Raw genomic sequence first — 16,744 nt, 5'->3', positions numbered from 1 at the left:
TGCATACGAGATCCGGCATGACCTCTCATCGTCAACCGTTTCAGCTGCCTCGGAGCTTGGCGAAAAGCCCGCCGGCAGCTGAGTCTCTTCGGGGCTGGAAGCGTCGCCCGGTCCGCGATGGTTCCCGCCTCGCGAACATCCTGCTCAGACCGCATATCCACCCCCGTTTCCTGGTTTAAGTGCTCAATTTAAAACCGGATATCATGACCGTACTATATCGCAACATACTGGGACGGCATAGATTGGAGTCAGGCAAAGTGGGGGCTCATGCGCGGGAGCAAGGGATGAGCAGACGAATACTGCGGGGGTTCGCTCCCGCAGCCCTCAAGAAGGCGCGAGAGAAAAAGAAGCTTTCGGTCGGGGAGTTGGGCCGCCTCGCGGAAGTGAGCCCAGGCGCTGTCCTTACCTGGGAAACGGGCAAGAGCACCCCGCAGGCCGACAGCCTCAAGCGAGCCGTCACCGTTCTTGGAATCGCCATGGAGGACGTCGTCAAAATCAAGCCCGATCAGCGCTACTTGGGCGATCTGCGGGTTTTTGCGGGACTCACGCAACCACAGCTCGCCGCAAAGATCGGTATCTCCACGACCGCTCTGGCGACTGTCGAGCGGGGCCATTCTCGCCTGAAAGAAGACGTGGCTCAGCGGTTGGCCGAAGAGTTCGGCCTTACCGTCCAGGACGTCGAAGATGCGTACGAACGCACCCGCACTCGGCCTCCGCATACGTCTCCGTAGCTGTCGGCGCACAGTCGTCTTCCTCCCCGTCTGAGGCGAGTCCCCGCGACCGACCTCAAGGCCGAAACGATCATTTCTGATCGTCTGGGCAATCAGGAGTAAACCGTGTCGTGCCGCTCGCCGCAACACAAAGAAGCTATGGGCGTGTCACCGACGCCCGAATGGCCGTGGCAGACTCATGCCCCATGACCGCTAGCGATCAGGAAGCCCCCGCCACCCTTACCTGCGGAAACCGCGTCCGCGAGCAATGGAGGTCGCACGACCGCGCCGGGCGCCTCGCGACCGCGATCAAGGCCGCAGGGATACAGCCCGGCGAGCGTGTCGCGCTCATGCTCCGCAACGACATTGAATTCCTCGAGGTGTCGCTCGCCGCGGCCAGCTGTGGAGCGAATCCAGTACCGATCAACTGGCACTGGACCTCCCCCGAGGTGCAGCACGTCCTCAGCGACAGCGGCGTCCGATTGGTTTTCGCCCACACCGAATTCGTCGGCACCGTGCAGCAGGCCATCGAGACAGCAGGTCTCGACACCGTCCTGGTGGAAGTGGCCATGCCGCCGGAGCTTCTGGGTGAGTTGGGGCTGTCTCCAGAGCTTTCCCGAGTGACTGGAACGAGCCAAACCCTCGAAGAGTGGATCGAGAACGCTGCGGAGCCGCTCCCCTACCAGGAGGGGGCAATTGCAGACTCGATGGGATTGATCTATACATCAGGCACCACAGGAACGCCGAAGGGCGTCATGCGCGAACGTATGACCCCTCATCAGCTGCTTTCCATCGCCGGCGGTACCGCGAACCGGATGGGTTTGGCCCCAGGTGGACAGATGCTGGTCGCCGGTCCGCTCTACCACACCAGCCCTAATGCGCTGGCCGTCCTCGCACTCAGGATGGGCACGAACATCACCATCATGCCGAGGTTCGACGCCGAACGGTTCCTACAGCACGTCGCCGAGCGAAAGATCCAGCAGGTCAAGATAGTGCCGACGATGCTGTCGAGGCTCCTGTCACTTCCGGATGACGTTCGGGCGCGCTACGACGTCTCCAGCCTGACCCATGTCATCCACTCCGCAGCGCCGTGCCCACCAGCAGTCAAAGAAGCCGCAATCCAGTGGTTCGGTAACGCCCTCATCGAGTTCTACGGTTGCTCCGAGGCCGGCACCATCACGTGGATCAATGCCGACGAGTGGCTTGCGCGCCCCGGCAGCGTCGGTCGCCCGGTAGACGCCGCCGACGTCCTGGTCGCCGACGACGAGGGAAACAAACTACCGGCGGGCGCGACGGGACGCGTCTACGTCAAAGGAGCGGACTACTGGCCCGCCTTCGAGTACCTGAATCACGCGTCGACGAACAAAGTTCCATTCCCGGGATACATCACCGTCGGCGACGAGGGCTACCTCGATGACGAAGGCTTTCTCTACCTCACCGGCCGCACAGCAGAGGTCATCATCTCGGGTGGCGTGAATATCTATCCGGCCGAGATCGAGAACGCGATCACGGCGCTGGGGACCGTGGAAGACGTCGCAGTATTCGGCGTCCCCGGAGGCGAATTCGGTGAGTCGGTCGCAGCGCACGTCATCCCCCGGCCCGGGGCGAACCTTACGCCCGACGGCATCAGGGAGTCCCTCGACGGTGTTCTTGCCCGCTACAAGATTCCTGCAACGGTCGTGATCACCGACAGCCTTCCACGCGAGGACTCAGGCAAAATCTTCAAGTCACGACTCAAGACGCAGTACGTCTAGCCCTCCTGGTGGCGGGCGTCGTCGACTCTGCGGTTCCACCCGTACTCGATCATCGCCGATACCCGCCGCCAGGCGTTGCCTGCTCCGAAGATGCCGAGCCCACAGGTCACGAGAAGCACAGTCAGGAACCCGAGCCCGACGCTTACCGGAGACTCGATCCCGATGCTGTCCCCCGCGACAAAGCGGAACACGACCCCTGCGAGTTTCCAAATCCCCCACAGCACACCGCACATGCAGCCGGCGATTGTTACGACCTTGCTGAGGCCGGAGCTGTATTTCCAGGTCATGTATCCGAGCACGCCGACGGGCACGGCGATCCACGGCAGAAACGTCAGCTGGTACAGCACCACGCGGTGATCATCACCGTAGACATTCAAAAAGTCTGCCGTGGGCGCGAAATGACCACTCGAGAGTTCGAGCCGCAACGCGAGCGCGCTGCTCACCGCTGCTATCGAGAGGATCGAGAGGTCACGCCGGAGTGCCGGATTCGCCCAGTCCTCTTTGTGCGTCCGGCTCGCGTGGAGGATGGCGAGCGCGAGGATGAGGAACGACCAACCACCTAGAACAGCGAAGGTTGCGCCCCATATCCGGTCTTCGGTTGTCAGCGGCTGCCGTTCCCCGAAGATCAGCAGGGGCGAATATGTGTGCAATGTCAACGAGTAGAAAATGATCCCCATGCCGAGCACCGTTCGGTCCGGGATCGCTTTGACCAGGCCCAGCCCCGCGAGAAGCGCGCCTACAACGCAAGAGGCCCACGCCACCCACTCGATCATTCAGTCTCCATCCGTCGCTATTTTATGCCCGGAAACCGAATGCGGAGGACAGCATGCGCGCGGGCGCCTCAGCGGGGCCGACTGCCCGCACTCGTTGCCTTAGAACGGTAGTCCCGACCTTCCACGCGAAGCGTTCGCAGCTCAGTTCAATGCGCTGACGCCGGAAGGACCGAATCAGGCTGTTGGAATGATCCTCCGCGGCTGCGGAGCAGCTGTGCCCCTCAAGGAGGTGGAACACCTCATGGCTGACGATGAAAATGTGGTGATCTTCGCTGGTGGACGCGGGTACGGATACGAATGCACACCGGTCGGTTACGAAAGAGGCCCCGGACAACGGGAGGCCGGATGAAACCCCGCTCAGCATCCGGATCGGTAGCCCCATCTCCGTCGACGCATTCGCGAGGAACTGGTCGAGGTCGAATGGATCCGGAACCAGTTTCCGGACAAGCGCATCGATGCGCCGTCGGCCACGCACGCTAATCCTCGGTCTTCGGGAAGTCGCGCGCGAGGATGTCGCTTGCCTCGCGGACGAGGCGTGCAAGCTCGTGCCTCGCTTCGGGTGTCAGCTTCTTCGCGCGGAGGCCGGCGATCTGGAGGCCGCTGTCCTGCAACGCCCGCTGGAGCTCATCGGCAGGATCCGGGGTGGCTCCGGAGAAGTAGTCGAGACTCTGACCGAAGAACTGCCCAATTGCTTCGAGGACGGGTACATCAACTTTGCGGACGCGGCCGGTTCGTATCCGATAGATGTACTGCCGGTCGATCGTTCGTCCAACAGCGCGGCTCACGAACTCCGCGACGAGGGCGTTCGAGGTCTTGTTGCCCCGGGGCCACCGAGTCTTGAAGAGTTCCTCGACCCGGGTCGCAACAGAAGCATCGGCTCGTCCCATACCGAGCATTTTGGCATGTCCCCCTATGTTCGGTGACGGCAGCGCGATGTGCCCGTTTTAGATTGCGGCCTTATAGTAGTCACTGCGAGCTTTTTTGGACCAGTTACGGCGCGCCTCCGCTACTCCTCACCATTCCAGGACCAGAATTGCCGGAATCCCACGAGAGGGAGGAACGCCATGCCAACCACAAGCAAGGGATCACATGCCAAGCCCGGTCGACCCAGTCTGGGAGACCGCAAAAGGCTTGGACGGGTGCCGGACGAGCTTTATGACTTGCTCGACAGCGAGCGGAAGGCGCACGGCGTCACGTCGGTCAGCCAGTACGTCTCCGACCTCTTGGCTCTCCGCGCGGGCCGACCCGACCTCGTTCGTGAACTGAATCTCGACCAGGAGGTGCTTCCGCTGACTGCTTGACCGCGTGCGACATCTAAATAGCCGTTCGCAGTAGTACGTCTGCAGATATGACAAAACCCTGGCTCTCATGCCGGAGAAACCAGGGTCTGTCTTGTAGATAGCGAGTTCGCCGCTCGCAACTACTGCATCCCCGAAGGGACTTACCGTGCTAGGTACGTCTCAGGGTAGCACTTTGCCTACTGCGAGTCGGGCAAGTACCTCATACCCTGTTGCCGATTCAATCACTCATGCGCGTATTACCTCGTATGCCGACGAGGGCGCACCAAACACGCAGCTCTACAACACATGCACCCGCATGTGGTCGCCGCGGCGGCGCGTTCGCGTCGACCCGGACCGAAAGCACAGTTACGACGCCAGTGTCTCCATGCCCCTGCAGCGGCCGGAATTTCCCTGGGCGATCTATCTCGCCAGCTCGGACCACCGCTTTCGGCTTCTCGCGTTCGACTTCGACACCTCCCGTTTTGGCGCCGAACAGGCTCGTACCGATTCGGACCGCCTCGCCGCACACCTCGACGACCTGGGTGTCCACTTCCTGCGTGCGCACTCCGGGCCGACGGGCGGCCAACACATCTGGCTCCGACTTGGCGAGGACGGTGCCGATCCGGCCGCGGTCGGCGAACTCAACCGGGTGCTCGTTCAGCACTACCCAACCTTCGACAAATCCCCCCTGAGAAACCCCGATAAGGGGGTTGTGCGGCCTCCAGGGGCACCACACCGCAACGGTGGACGGTCCGTCCCCCACCTGGCCGGCGCCGAGTTGCAGCAGGCTCTCGAGCGCGTCAGCCGCGGGACGACGCCGGAGGTCGTCAACTGGCTCCTCGCACGGCATCCCCATGTCGAGCCCGCTACACCGCCCGACGAACATCGACGTCCGCGGATCATTGAGGATGCGGCGGGTCCGAGACTCGACCGACCCCGGCGGCCGCTACCCCACCGAACTGCGGCTTTGCTCGCGACGGTGCCGGCGAAAGGGGCGGACCGAAGTGCCCTCGCGTACACCATCCTTCTTTCCATGGCCCGCGCCGGACACACACTCGACGACGCCCGCGCCGCCGTTGTCACAGCCCCAGGTCTGATTCGGCTTCGTGAGGACGCGGCCCGCGGCCGCGACGACACAGAACGCCAATGGACCCGCGCCCTCGCCCGAGCCGCGACCTTCACCGCTGACCCAGGCCAGGCGCCCCGTGAACCGATCGACGACGACCTCGACGCCATCGAACATGCCCTCGCGGTGACAACAGCGCACTGGGGCCGCCGAGGAGGAGCAAGTGACGAGCGGATCCTGCACGCACTGACCGCGCTAGCACGCACCGCCCGCACTCGGGTTCTCGACATCGACTGCCGCCGCCTGGGACAGGCATGCGCTCTCGACGCGTCCACAGTCTCGCGCAGGCTTCGTGTGCTGGCACGGGAAGGCTGGGTCACGCTTACCACTCCAAGCGCGGGGACGCGAGCTGCACGGTGGACCCTCAACCAGCCGCCTGATGTGGGCGTAGAGATTACTTCTCATGCAACACAAGGGGAACCCGCCCCCGCTTCTGAGCCCGGGATCCCGCTACTCCCCCACCACACCCACGATCTATGGAGTCCCTTGAGGTCCGGCGGCCTCGGTGCGGCAACCGCCCGCGTCCACTGGTTCTACCGGTCTGGGGTCGACAGCCTGACCGGCTTGTCGGAGAAGACTGGTTACGGCACCGAGTACATCGAACGAGCACTGACCCGCCTGCACTCGGAAGGACTGCTCACCTCGAAGGCCACGGGCGGTCAGCTGCTCCGGACGCTCGAGATCGCCGCACAGACCCGGGGAGTTGCCGGGATCAACGTCCGCCGAGCCGCACGGCATCTGGTAGATCGCGAGCTGTTTACCTGGTGGAGCGAAGAGCAAGAGTGGCGAAGCTCGCGGGGTAAGAAGCGCGGGACACGTCGGACGACTCCGATCGGAATGCTTGCGCTACCAATTTCGGCCCCGGCACGAGTCCGCTACGGCAGGTTCCCCACCCGATCGAACGGAAGGGCTGACTACTCCACCGCCCGAGACGTGGTGTCTCAGATCAATTCAGCCGTGCGGTGGGCCGCATGACAAAAGGCCAAGTGGATCGACGAACAACGCTGCGGCTGGGCATACACAGGCCCAGGCAGGACTCATCGCCCCAGCGCGGCACCCACTACCCGGCCGCGGATCCCGGCTAGGTTATCGAGCATGAGGCGCCCAACCACCTCGACACGTAACCCACAGTGCCGCACACCCCGGACTCCGTGCCGCACCGCTACCGACGTCGTAGCCCGGTTCGCTCAGGGCGCGAAGACCGTCATTGTCGACTCCCCGCCCGATCAGATCCTCGAACTCCACGACCTCATTGGCGCCGGCACCCTGCGGATCACCGGCACCTCACGCGTCCGCATCACCACCAGCACACCGCAACAACAGACACGGTCGCCGGCCATCGTCGTCACCGACGCGGCCCAGGTGCAGCTCGAGGGACACTCTCGCTGCTACGCGTACACCACCGCCATCATCGAAGCGTTCGACGACACACAGGTCGAAGCCCGCAACAAGACCACCGTCTACGCAGTCGACCGAGCCAAGGTTCGCGCCACTGACGAACCCACGATCTACGCCTACGACCAGGCCACCATCCACGCCGACGGACACACCACCGTCCACGCCACCGACAACAGCCGAATCCTCCTCCACGACAATGCCAACGTCACAGCGCAACGAGGTGTCACCATCCACGGCCCAGCGCGCACCAACACTCGTATCCGCCAATAATGGCTGGCGATAAACTCTTTCCGGTTCCACGCGAACAATGAGACTCGATGGGCTTCCCCAGGCGTGTTAGCTTCCGTCCGGGCGAGCCGGAAATGACCGGCCCCATCCGAGAACTGGTGCCCTTACCGTTCCGACGGTGAGGGCACCAGCCGTATGTGCCGCCGCCACAAACGGGCGATGAAAGACCGGTCACCCGAACGCGTACAGGGTGGCGCTCCGGTCAGGTGCACCGATCGCCGTGGTGACCGGGTGTCGGCGGCCGGTGTCGGCGGCCGGCGGTTTGTGGGTTGGTGGTGGGGCGCTCGCCGCCCCCACACCCCAGGCAGCCTCCAGGATCGACCACCACCGGCGCAACGGGCCCGCCCCGGTAGGGAAGACCGGCCCGGCGGCACCCGTCCCGTCGACAACCGCAGGGAGCTACCGCCCCGACCCCGAGGCCGCAAACGAAAAGCGTGTTTGCACCCCCGGACCCGGCACGGTCCAGACGCACCCAGCCGACGGGACGACCACCACCTCCACACCCCGGCCATTGCAGGCAACCTGCAAACCTGCAAAACGACCCGCAACCAGCGCAAACGCGCGTGCAAAACGGTGACACAACACACACATAATCAGGTTAGAAATAAGTCGAGGAACCGCGATTCTATGACTTAAATACGTTAGAATTAAGTCATGACAAACACCGAGAACCTAGCCCCCGAGCTGGCGGTCGTGATCGAAACCGCCGTTGCGCTCGACTCAGCCGTAAGCGCCGGTGAACCCCTCGATATCACCGACTTGGTGAAGGCCTACGGCGCCGCACGCCAGGCCGCCCAGGATGCCGGCCACTCTCTCGAAACCATCGAAGCCGTCACCGCCGGCGCACTCGACTAATCGCCCACCACCACGGAAAACGGGGTCACCAATGCTTGCCATCAACCACACCGAAGCAGAAGGAACCGTCATCGAGGGAACCCGAAAGGGCGACGGAACCGCCGACGTCCTCAAAGCGCACAAATGGCGCTGGTCGCGCATCCTCGGAGCCTGGTATATCCCCCGATCCCGCGACGTCGCGCCCAAGCTGGCGACGATCAACGGCACCGCCGACGCATTGCGCGCCGCCGGGTTCGACGTCGAGCTTTCGATCGAGTCCGGCGTACGAGACCAAACCGAGGTGGAAGCGGACCGCACAGCCCGCCAAGCAGCCCGAGTCGAAGCCCTCGAGAACAAGGCCGAACGCAGAGCCGCTGATGCCGAGGCCGCCGAGACCAAAGCCCACGACCTCTCCGGTCGCTACCCGATGGGGCAACCCATCCTCGTAGGACATCACTCCGAAGGCCGACACCGCCGCGACGTCGCACGAACCCAGGCCGCCAGCACCGCGGCCGTCGAGGCCCACCGCGCCGCGGAACGCGCAAAGGCCAAGGCCGACGCCGCAAAGGGAACCACCGACAGCCGCTACTCCCCCGCCGTCGTCGCCCGCCGAATCGACCGACTCGAAGCCGACCTACGCAAAGCGCAGCGAGCCCGAGACGGTCACTCCCGAGTCCTCTTCGTCCACAAGGACGGAACCCCGGAACGCGAGATCCACGAACCCGCGACCGGCGCCTACCGCGCCAGTCTCGAGGACTCCATCGAGCGGCTCGAAAGCGAAGTTCAGTACTGGCGCGACGTCCGCGAGGCCCAGGAGGCCGCAGGCCAGAAGCTCTACACCCGCGCGGACATCAAGCGCGGCTACCTGGTCAAAGTCTCCGGACAGTGGTGGAAGGTAGTTCGGGTCAACGCGAAGAGTGTCAGCGTCGAAACCGGCTACAGCTGGACGGACACCGTCAAGTACGACGCCATCAGCTCCGCGCTCGACCCCGAAACCCAGGAGGCAATCAGCCCAGGGTCAGCCGCAGCCTGACCGACAGCGACGGTGCCCGCCGAACACGCGGGCACCGTCGCTTTTCATTTGTCTGCAAAAAGCTCAACCAGGCGAAATGCGGCCGTGCAATGTAGATAAACCAGTGAGAAATAACCGCATCTCCGGGGTGAAAAGCGACATAATCACGACAGGATTAAAGCACTGAAGAACGGGCCGTGTGGAACCAGTCCTGACCATCATCCGGCGACCCAGACCAGGAGGGACCAACCCGAGCTCCGGGCTGCCCCGCCCGGATCATCTCACCCAACTCAGGCAACCGAGGCCCAGTCCCGAGGCGGCGACCCCGTCCTCCGGGCATCGAGCCCGAAGGACGGCCCTTCGGGCTCGAACACTCTCTGCGGCAGCCTCACGATCGAGGAACGCCAGAGCTCCGAGGTCTATTGCGCCGCACACGCAACACCGAGACACTGCCTGCACACGGTGCACAGCCCATACCTCCCCCCTTCGGCATCCAATCAGCATTAAATCCAACGCATAAAACACTGAAAAATCACCTATCTATGCGTGTCTCGATTGTTAATCCAGTCCTAAATAAGTAGATTTCACCCCAACGAAAGGACCTGCAATGGCCGCAACGATCCTTGCAATCGCCAACCAAAAGGGTGGCGTCGGAAAGACCACGTCCACCATCAACCTCACCCGCGCCGCCGTCACCGCACTGGGCCTGCGCGTCCTCGTCGTCGATGCCGACCCCCAGGGCAACGCCACCAAAGCGCTCGCACCCGAATACCAGGGCAGCCTCGACCAGTCCCTCGCCACCGTGCTCGACAAAACCAAGAACGCCACCCTCATCGAGGCCATAGTCCCCGGCGAGTGGGCAGGAGTCGACGTCGTTCCCGCAGGCAGCGACGCACTCGCCGACGCCGCACAGAACCTCGTCACCATGAAGGCCGGCCGCGAGAGCCGCCTCAAACGCGCTCTCGCCGAGGTAACGGACAAATACGACCTCATCGTCATCGATTGCCCGCCCTCGCTCGACCAGCTCCCCATCAACGCCTTCACCGCGGCACACGCGGTAGTCATCGTCACAGAGCCAGGCCAATTCGCGCTCGACGGCCTCGCCCGGCTCCTCGACACCATCGAGATCGTCCAGGAGTACACCAACCCCCAGCTCGTCATCGCCGGCGCCATCATCAACGGCTACCAGCGCACCAACCGCATGGACCGGTGGTGCACCGACCTGCGCGAAAGCCTCGAAGCACCCGTCCTCGACCCGCCGATCCAACGCGCCACCTGGATCGCAGAAGCCACCGAGGCAGGGTGCGGACTGGACGAATGGAATACCCCCAAAGCTTCCAACCTGCACCGCACCTACGTCGAGCACCTCGGCAACATCCTCGACAACGTCCGAAAGGCGAGCTAACCCCCCATGTCCGCACGACCAGAACCCCGCGCCACCAACCTGAGTTCTCGGCGCCGGTCCAATCACCCCGCTATCCCCGTCGAGGCCCGCGAAGCAGCCGAAACAGCGCAGGTCGTCCAGGCAGGCCAGACCGTCGAGCCGGAGCAAGAGCCAGCAGCCGACGCCACCGAAGCACCCAAGAAGAAAATGGGTCGCCCCAAAGGCACAGGCAGCAACCGTGACACCACCACCAGGTCCGTCACCTTCACCACGCCGATCCTCGAGGACGCCCTCAACGCGGTCGAATTTCTCAAAAGCAACCCCACCGCCCCGCGCACCTTCACCAGCCTCGTCGACCTCGCGGTGTTCAAACTGGTCAACGACCTCCGCCAGGAATACAACAACGGCGAGCCCTTCCCCCAGCGAGAAGGAAAACTCAAGCCCGGACCCCGGTAACCCTCCTGGTCAAAGGGGATTTTGCAGCGTTGCAACACAGCGCAAACCGCCATTATTAACGTTGCAAATAAATAGATTCCAGTAGTGACCGTTGCAATAAACACGTTGCATCTAATGATCAACAGGGGAGCGAAGGCAATGGCGTACTCATACAAGGTCGTCGAGATCCGAGACAAGTTGATGGGAGGCAACAAGATGTCCGGGGAGACGTTGGAGGAAGTGCTCAACCAGCACGCCCAGCAAGGATGGCGGCTCAAGACGATCACTGCCACCGATGTCAGGCAGCCCGCTTCGGCGCGGTCGCGGGTCGACGGACTGATGATTACCTTCGAACGCGAGAGCTGAGCCGGGGCGTGGCTGCTCAACCCACCTTTTCGGTTGCGTTGCACTATGCCTAAATAAATTGCAATTAACTACATTCGACCGGCCAATAAAGACATAAACACGTCATAACTAAGGCTGCACTAGTCGGATGGTCGCTCACCCAAGACGAAGGGAAACAGCAGATGAGCGAGTTCTTCGGCTTCGACCCCACCAAACTCGACACCCTCCTCGCCGATGACGCGAACTACCTGGGTAACTGCGCCCATCCGATTCATCACGAATTCCTCGCCAATGACGTCAAGAACCACATGGGGACCTGCACCCATCCAGACCAGGCGGTGCGCTGCGTACTTCTCGCACACGACACCGGCGCAATCAGCTGGGATAAGGCGCAATGGCCGGATCTCGCACTCGGATGGTGGCGAACACCCCGATGGCCCGACCGAGGGTTCGGCGTCAACGACGCACCACCACCCACCGAGGAAGGCGACCCCGAATTCCGCGACGACGACCAGATCCAACCGTGGCTTCACATGCGCCGCACCTGGCCGACACTCTCGGGGGAATCCTTCTCCTGGTACTCAGCTGTTCACCAGCACGACGGTGGCGGCACAAGACAGCGGGTCCACGACACCGTCGAGCTCGCAGTGCAACAGCTCAACAGACTGCACTCCACGATCAAACCGATGGTGCGCGAACACGCGAGCCTGATCTAACCGCAAAACCCCAAGAACCAGGGGCGCACTCCCATAGGCGGCTGCGTTGCGCAGCTCCCGCCGGCATCAGTCCCAGCGCGCTCCGGGCAGGTGCACCGATCGCCGTGGTGACCGGGTGTCGGCGGCCGGTGTCGGCGGCCGGCGGTTTGTGGGTTGGTGGTGGGGCGCTCGCCGCCCCCACACCCCAGGCAGCCTCCAGGATCGACCACCACCGGCGCAACGGGCCCGCCCCGGTAGGGAAGACCGGCCCGGCGGCACCCGTCCCGTCGACAACCGCAGGGAGCTACCGCCCCGACCCCGAGGCCGCAAACGAAAAGCGTGTTTGCACCCCCGGACCCGGCACGGTCCAGACGCACCCAGCCGACGGGACGACCACCACCTCCACACCCCGGCCATTGCAGGCAACCTGCAAACCTGCAAAACGACCCGCAACCAGCGCAAACGCGCGTGCAAAACGGTGACACAACACACACATAATCAGGTTAGAAATAAGTCGAGGAACCGCGATTCTATGACTTAAATACGTTAGAATTAAGTCATGACAAACACCGAGAACTACAGCCCGGACCATGTCGCTGTCGTCGCCACCGCTGGGCTCACCCTCAGCGTCTACCGCACCGCCGAATTTCCCGATTGCAGCCTCGATGGCATCACCTCACGCGTCGCTCGGCTGACCCTGGTCGGCACCCTCGACTGCACGGTGTATCGCAGTGGCTTCGTCTACCCGGCCCCGGCATCGATGCGCGTGGTCACCCCGCGCGACAACGCCCCCGCCGTCGCCCTCGAAATCAACCACGCCCCATTCCGCAAGTCGGCCACCGACGAGCCCGACAAGCGTGTCCACCTGACGCCCGTCCACTGGGACACACTCGCGAGCCGGTACGTCCGCACGCACCCCTGGACGATGGCCGGAGGCAACTACGCCACCACATCCGACAGCCGCCTGTCGGAACTACTCGAAGACGCCCTCGGCCACACCTACGGCCCGCTCTCGGTGCACGACCGAGTCGAACACTGATCGCACCCACACCGGCGGGGGAGTGGAAAGCCCCGGGGCTTTCCACTCCTTTGCGACCGCCTGAAAACCATTGGTGACCAGTTCAATTGCGCGGCATGGAGAGACTTTGCGAGCATATAATTACGTTATAAATAACACGCAAACACGGGATTTTTCTACTTAAATACGTTAGGATCATACCGTGATTACGTGGACCCTCTCCAGCGGCAGCGACACCAACGTCAGTGGCACCGCAGACGACCGTCCCGCCGCTATCGCCCAGATCGCCGAAGCCGCCCGGACAGCAGTTCTGACCGCAACCACCGAAGGCCGCTATACCCTCACAGTCGACGGCGAGCCGGTCCTCATTCTCGGCGTGGGCCGCAACGAGTTCGGCAAGCCCAACACCGACCAAGCCCTCGACCGCATCGACCAGCTCGAGGCCACCGAAAACCCGAAGGGCATCGGCCGCGGCCGGCCCGCAGAACCGCAGTCCCCGCGCCTCAGCACCGACGGCGGCCCGCCCGCGGCCGACCCGGCGCACTAACGCACCCCGCGCCCTCCCGCGCCCGCCTCACGTAACGGAAGCCCCACCAGCGCGCACACGCCGGCAGGGCTCCACAGACCGGGTCACCTCAGGAAGGACAACACCCGATCATGACGGACTTTAGCCTCAGAGCTGCAAAGATCCAGTTCTACTTCCTCATCGTCGTACTGATATTCGCAACCCTCGCCGCCATCGGCATCACCACCCTCAGCTTCATCACCTCATTCGACGCGCTCAGTGATTTCGGTCGACGGAACCTCATGCGCGAGGACCGGGCCTGGATGCTCCCGGTCATCATCGACAGCGCAATCGCCCTCTGCACCGTTTCCGCCGTTGCACTCAACAAGATCACCGGAAACGCCAAGGGCAGAAACTTCTTCGTCATCGTCGCGACCGTGGTCGTCATCCTCAGCGTCTCCATGAACGCCTCCCACGCCTACATGGCCGTCGAAGAGGCGCAACGCAAAATTGCAGCCGGTATCGACATCGGTGTCACACCCAACCACCCCGTCGTGGCGGCCTGCTCCGCCATCATCGCGCCAGCCATCATCCTGGTTTGCACCCACGGCCTCGGACTCCTCATCAAAGCGATCGGTACCGCCTACAACGAATACAAAGCCTCAGAGGCCGCCGCCATCGATCAAGCCCAATTCTTCGACTACCGCGAACACGAACTCTCCGCGCACGACCAGGCCACCCCGCCACGCGAAGACGCCAAGGACCGTGCCAGCGAGCAGCTCAGTGCCGAGCCGGAGTACCAAGAGCGGACCACCTTTGATGTCTATCCCGCCGCGCGGGCCGGCGGATCCGGCGACGGTCCAGCCGACGAAGACCCCGCCGCCCGCCTGCGCGACGAACTCCAAGCATTCATCGACTCCGCAGACGTCGAGGACCAGGTCAAGAACACCGCCCGCATGAAGCTTGCCGACCCCGACCTCACATTCGAGGAGATCGCCAGCAAGCTGGACCCCCCATGCCACACGTCCACCGCCTGGCGGAAATACAAGAAGTTCGAAGCCCTCGCAGAGAAAGCAGGATTCACTGTCCCGCCGCTGCCGGACCTCAGCGCCGAACGCGGACAGTACGACCAGCCGCAACTCGCCGACGCGACCGTCTGATCTTCGGGCGCCCGGTAGTGGATGCGGACAGGGAAACAGGTCGCCACACCTGACCGATCTGCGGATTTCCCGCAAAGTCAGAGGGAAGACGTGTCGGCGAAGGCATCGACACCGATGATCGTCAGTCCAGTGCTGGCAAGGTGCCGGCGCTGGCGATGCCCGTTGCGCCGAAAGCGATACCGACGGCGGCGAGGCCTGCGATGGGCACCGCTGCGTAGTGGACGAAGCGGCGTCGGCGGATGCTCCTGGTTACGGTCTCGTCGCCGTCGGTGCTGTTGGCGTTTGTGGTGGTTACCACAGGGAACCTTCCTGTCGGAGTGGATGTTTGGGTTTGGGTCCAGTTGTTTTCCGGTGTGAGATAACTATGGCCCCCCGCGGCCGCGCACGTCTGTCCGCTGACCGGACCCACTCGGTGATGAATGCGTTGTCCCCCGATCGGGGGACAGGGCACCGCGCCGATAATGGCGCCGGGTGAATGAACCCGGCGGCGCAAGTCCCGCCGGGCACGCCCAGCAGAGGTGCGAGCCGGGTCACCGGGTGCTGGGTCCGGTGGGCCAGGTCAAGCGCCCCAGTCTCCGAAGCGGCGGATGGTGTGGGTGATGTACGGGGAGGCATCATGCGCCACCCAGGCGAGAGACCCCCCCGCCAGATACAACAGCCGCACCGCCACCACGCCGCCACATTCGCTGGGAATCCCCGCCACATACGGCCCGGAACCGACACGAGAACCGACAGCGGCAGCGCGTCGTCCCGCCAAGAGGAGTTACGTCTCTTAGTTTCGTATCTGATAACGAAACGTAACTAAACTGAACTATAGACACGAAAGAGACGAAACCTGTAAAGTCGGGACCATGACGACCGACGACACCGCGACCCCCGGCGAGCGCCGAGGGATGTGCGAGTTCCCCGGTGGGTGCAGCCGGCCCAGCCTTGACGATCCGAAGACTGGACGGCCGTCGAAGTACTGCGGACAGGCCGATCCCGGTGGCCCGGTGCACAACAAGGGCAACGCGTGGAAGGAGCGTCGACGCCTCGCGACCGTCGGTGCGGGACAGACCCCGCCACCGGCGGCCACAGGAGATGAGGATGGAGTGACCGCGCCGGTGTCGATGGCACGGGCCACCCTTGGTGTTCAGCTCGAGGAGCTGCCCCGCCGTCTCTCGGAACTTCGCGTTTTCCTCGAGGCCGTGACCGAGACGGTCACCTCGGTGACCGATGTCGAGGCGGCCGCGGCCGAGGTCGACCAGGCCCACGCAGAGGCGCTCGCGAAAGTGGCTGAAGCCGACCGGCTGCGGGGCGACGAGGAACGTCGCCGCCGGGAGGCCGAGGCCCGTGCGAGCGAATACCAGCAGGCACGTGAGGAAGCCGACGCGGCCGCGGAGGACGCATACGTGGAGCTGGCGCGGATCCAGACCGAGGCCGCCGAGGCCCGCGCGGAACTCGAGCGCATCCAGGCCGATGCGGCGGAGAAGATTGCGGCCGCGGAGACCGATGCGTCGCGCCGGATCGGCGAGGCTCAGGAGGAGGCCGCCGAGGCGCGCGCGGAACTCGAGCGGATCCAGGCCGATGCGGCGGAGAAGATTGCGGCCGCAGAGACCGATGCGTCGCGCCGGATCGGCGAGGCCCAGGATGAGGCACGGGCGACGATCGAGGAGATCCGCGGCCGTACCGCCACCGAGATCGCGGAGGTGAAAGCCGCAGCTGCCCAACAGGTTGACGCTGCGCACGAGGCGGCCGCCGAAGCTCAGCTCGCACAGACCCGCGCCGAAACGCAGACCGCGGCAGCGCACACGTCCGTGCAGGAAGCTCGCGAGGACGTGGACCGTCTTCGTAGCGAACTCGCTGACCTGCGCACCGAGGCCCGCACGGACCGCGAACAAGCGCGCGCCGATCATGCCGCACAACTGGCCGAGGTCCGGCAATCAGCCTCCGAACGCGCAGATGCCCTGACCACCGCGCTGCGCGCCGCCGAGCAGACGATCGAGGAACTACGGCGGCAACCCGGCGGCCGCGGCGCCGCTACCTAG

At 63.9% G+C, this 16,744-nt stretch carries 19 protein-coding genes; 14 read left to right on the top strand and 5 right to left on the bottom strand.

The genetic code is table 11. The annotated features are described in order from the left end of the window. Positions 1-284 precede the first annotated feature (284 nt). Both JWS13_RS04290 and JWS13_RS04285 read left to right on the top strand, forming a co-directional pair. Positions 285-731 (top strand): helix-turn-helix domain-containing protein, encoded by a 447-nt coding sequence (locus tag JWS13_RS04290; RefSeq protein WP_241032086.1) that lies wholly within the window; start codon positions 285-287, stop codon positions 729-731. A gap of 161 nt (positions 732-892) precedes the next feature. Then, positions 893-2,464, top strand: coding sequence for an AMP-binding protein (locus tag JWS13_RS04285; RefSeq protein ID WP_241032085.1), 1,572 nt, complete (start codon positions 893-895; stop codon positions 2,462-2,464). Here the strand turns inward: JWS13_RS04285 and JWS13_RS04280 are convergent. Together JWS13_RS04280 and JWS13_RS04275 are read right to left on the bottom strand one after the other, a co-directional pair. After that, positions 2,461-3,237: a hypothetical protein gene (locus JWS13_RS04280; protein ID WP_206004695.1), complete on the bottom strand. Its 777-nt coding sequence runs from the start codon at positions 3,235-3,237 to the stop codon at positions 2,461-2,463. The genes JWS13_RS04285 and JWS13_RS04280 overlap by 4 nt on opposite strands. A gap of 476 nt (positions 3,238-3,713) precedes the next feature. Next, a complete protein-coding gene (locus JWS13_RS04275; RefSeq protein ID WP_206004694.1) occupies positions 3,714-4,124 on the bottom strand; it encodes a hypothetical protein in 411 nt (136 codons plus the stop codon). A 252-nt stretch (positions 4,125-4,376) separates the two neighbouring features. On the opposite strand from JWS13_RS04275, the gene JWS13_RS04270 reads away from it, so the two are divergent. Beyond that, the gene (locus tag JWS13_RS04270) at positions 4,377-4,538 is read left to right on the top strand and encodes a toxin-antitoxin system (protein WP_206004693.1); all 162 of its coding nucleotides are present in this window, start codon (positions 4,377-4,379) and stop codon (positions 4,536-4,538) included. A 217-nt stretch (positions 4,539-4,755) separates the two neighbouring features. Here JWS13_RS04270 and JWS13_RS04265 read toward each other — a convergent pair whose 3' ends face one another. After that, the gene (locus JWS13_RS04265; protein WP_206004692.1) at positions 4,756-5,181 is read right to left on the bottom strand and encodes a hypothetical protein; all 426 of its coding nucleotides are present in this window, start codon (positions 5,179-5,181) and stop codon (positions 4,756-4,758) included. Positions 5,182-5,463: 282 nt separating this feature from the next. Then, a complete protein-coding gene (locus JWS13_RS04260; RefSeq protein ID WP_206004691.1) occupies positions 5,464-5,760 on the bottom strand; it encodes a hypothetical protein in 297 nt (98 codons plus the stop codon). A 978-nt stretch (positions 5,761-6,738) separates the two neighbouring features. Here JWS13_RS04260 and JWS13_RS04255 point away from each other — a divergent pair. From JWS13_RS04255 to JWS13_RS04210, 10 genes are all read left to right on the top strand, one after another. After that, positions 6,739-7,311, top strand: coding sequence for a hypothetical protein (locus tag JWS13_RS04255; RefSeq protein WP_206004690.1), 573 nt, complete (start codon positions 6,739-6,741; stop codon positions 7,309-7,311). 672 nt (positions 7,312-7,983) lie between these two features. Then, positions 7,984-8,184, top strand: a complete 201-nt coding sequence (locus tag JWS13_RS04250) for a hypothetical protein (protein WP_206004689.1) — start codon at positions 7,984-7,986, stop codon at positions 8,182-8,184. A 31-nt stretch (positions 8,185-8,215) separates the two neighbouring features. Then, positions 8,216-9,196 (top strand): DUF3560 domain-containing protein, encoded by a 981-nt coding sequence (locus tag JWS13_RS04245; protein WP_206004688.1) that lies wholly within the window; start codon positions 8,216-8,218, stop codon positions 9,194-9,196. A 586-nt stretch (positions 9,197-9,782) separates the two neighbouring features. Next, positions 9,783-10,580, top strand: coding sequence for a ParA family protein (locus tag JWS13_RS04240; RefSeq protein ID WP_206004687.1), 798 nt, complete (start codon positions 9,783-9,785; stop codon positions 10,578-10,580). A 6-nt stretch (positions 10,581-10,586) separates the two neighbouring features. Continuing rightward, positions 10,587-11,015 (top strand): hypothetical protein, encoded by a 429-nt coding sequence (locus JWS13_RS04235; protein WP_206004686.1) that lies wholly within the window; start codon positions 10,587-10,589, stop codon positions 11,013-11,015. Between the two features lie 138 nt (positions 11,016-11,153). After that, positions 11,154-11,360 carry a DUF4177 domain-containing protein gene (locus tag JWS13_RS04230; protein ID WP_206004685.1) on the top strand — a complete coding sequence of 69 codons (207 nt, stop codon included), beginning with the start codon at positions 11,154-11,156 and terminating at the stop codon, positions 11,358-11,360. 161 nt (positions 11,361-11,521) lie between these two features. Further along, positions 11,522-12,055, top strand: a complete 534-nt coding sequence (locus JWS13_RS04225) for a hypothetical protein (RefSeq protein WP_206004684.1) — start codon at positions 11,522-11,524, stop codon at positions 12,053-12,055. 538 nt (positions 12,056-12,593) lie between these two features. Next, the gene (locus JWS13_RS04220) at positions 12,594-13,073 is read left to right on the top strand and encodes a hypothetical protein (RefSeq protein WP_206004683.1); all 480 of its coding nucleotides are present in this window, start codon (positions 12,594-12,596) and stop codon (positions 13,071-13,073) included. Positions 13,074-13,254: 181 nt separating this feature from the next. Then, the gene (locus tag JWS13_RS04215) at positions 13,255-13,599 is read left to right on the top strand and encodes a hypothetical protein (protein WP_206004682.1); all 345 of its coding nucleotides are present in this window, start codon (positions 13,255-13,257) and stop codon (positions 13,597-13,599) included. A gap of 110 nt (positions 13,600-13,709) precedes the next feature. Continuing rightward, positions 13,710-14,717: a DUF2637 domain-containing protein gene (locus JWS13_RS04210; protein ID WP_206004681.1), complete on the top strand. Its 1,008-nt coding sequence runs from the start codon at positions 13,710-13,712 to the stop codon at positions 14,715-14,717. A 121-nt stretch (positions 14,718-14,838) separates the two neighbouring features. Here the strand turns inward: JWS13_RS04210 and JWS13_RS04205 are convergent, their stop codons facing one another. Next, positions 14,839-15,015, bottom strand: a complete 177-nt coding sequence (locus tag JWS13_RS04205) for a hypothetical protein (RefSeq protein WP_206004680.1) — start codon at positions 15,013-15,015, stop codon at positions 14,839-14,841. 553 nt (positions 15,016-15,568) lie between these two features. Between JWS13_RS04205 and JWS13_RS04200 the strand changes: the two genes are divergently transcribed. Next, positions 15,569-16,744 carry a hypothetical protein gene (locus JWS13_RS04200; protein ID WP_206004679.1) on the top strand — a complete coding sequence of 392 codons (1,176 nt, stop codon included), beginning with the start codon at positions 15,569-15,571 and terminating at the stop codon, positions 16,742-16,744.

Source organism: Rhodococcus pseudokoreensis (assembly GCF_017068395.1).
In the GTDB taxonomy this organism is placed as follows: domain Bacteria; phylum Actinomycetota; class Actinomycetes; order Mycobacteriales; family Mycobacteriaceae; genus Rhodococcus_F; species Rhodococcus_F pseudokoreensis.
The sequence above is the reverse complement of the archived record's forward strand: the minus strand, read 5'-3'. Positions and strand labels throughout refer to the sequence as shown.

What these genes read in the sequence shown, in the direction of transcription:
- JWS13_RS04275 (WP_206004694.1), bottom strand. Translation starts at nt 4,124, where the DNA reads ATGGGACGAGCCGATGCTTCTGTTGCGACCCGGGTCGAGGAACTCTTC.
- JWS13_RS04260 (WP_206004691.1), bottom strand. Translation starts at nt 5,760, where the DNA reads ATGTTCGATGGCGTCGAGGTCGTCGTCGATCGGTTCACGGGGCGCCTG.
- JWS13_RS04220 (WP_206004683.1), top strand. Translation starts at nt 12,594, where the DNA reads ATGACAAACACCGAGAACTACAGCCCGGACCATGTCGCTGTCGTCGCC.
- JWS13_RS04225 (WP_206004684.1), top strand. Translation starts at nt 11,522, where the DNA reads ATGAGCGAGTTCTTCGGCTTCGACCCCACCAAACTCGACACCCTCCTC.
- JWS13_RS04250 (WP_206004689.1), top strand. Translation starts at nt 7,984, where the DNA reads ATGACAAACACCGAGAACCTAGCCCCCGAGCTGGCGGTCGTGATCGAA.
- JWS13_RS04235 (WP_206004686.1), top strand. Translation starts at nt 10,587, where the DNA reads ATGTCCGCACGACCAGAACCCCGCGCCACCAACCTGAGTTCTCGGCGC.
- JWS13_RS04210 (WP_206004681.1), top strand. Translation starts at nt 13,710, where the DNA reads ATGACGGACTTTAGCCTCAGAGCTGCAAAGATCCAGTTCTACTTCCTC.
- JWS13_RS04290 (WP_241032086.1), top strand. Translation starts at nt 285, where the DNA reads ATGAGCAGACGAATACTGCGGGGGTTCGCTCCCGCAGCCCTCAAGAAG.
- JWS13_RS04285 (WP_241032085.1), top strand. Translation starts at nt 893, where the DNA reads ATGGCCGTGGCAGACTCATGCCCCATGACCGCTAGCGATCAGGAAGCC.
- JWS13_RS04240 (WP_206004687.1), top strand. Translation starts at nt 9,783, where the DNA reads ATGGCCGCAACGATCCTTGCAATCGCCAACCAAAAGGGTGGCGTCGGA.
- JWS13_RS04245 (WP_206004688.1), top strand. Translation starts at nt 8,216, where the DNA reads ATGCTTGCCATCAACCACACCGAAGCAGAAGGAACCGTCATCGAGGGA.
- JWS13_RS04230 (WP_206004685.1), top strand. Translation starts at nt 11,154, where the DNA reads ATGGCGTACTCATACAAGGTCGTCGAGATCCGAGACAAGTTGATGGGA.
- JWS13_RS04255 (WP_206004690.1), top strand. Translation starts at nt 6,739, where the DNA reads ATGAGGCGCCCAACCACCTCGACACGTAACCCACAGTGCCGCACACCC.
- JWS13_RS04200 (WP_206004679.1), top strand. Translation starts at nt 15,569, where the DNA reads ATGACGACCGACGACACCGCGACCCCCGGCGAGCGCCGAGGGATGTGC.
- JWS13_RS04280 (WP_206004695.1), bottom strand. Translation starts at nt 3,237, where the DNA reads ATGATCGAGTGGGTGGCGTGGGCCTCTTGCGTTGTAGGCGCGCTTCTC.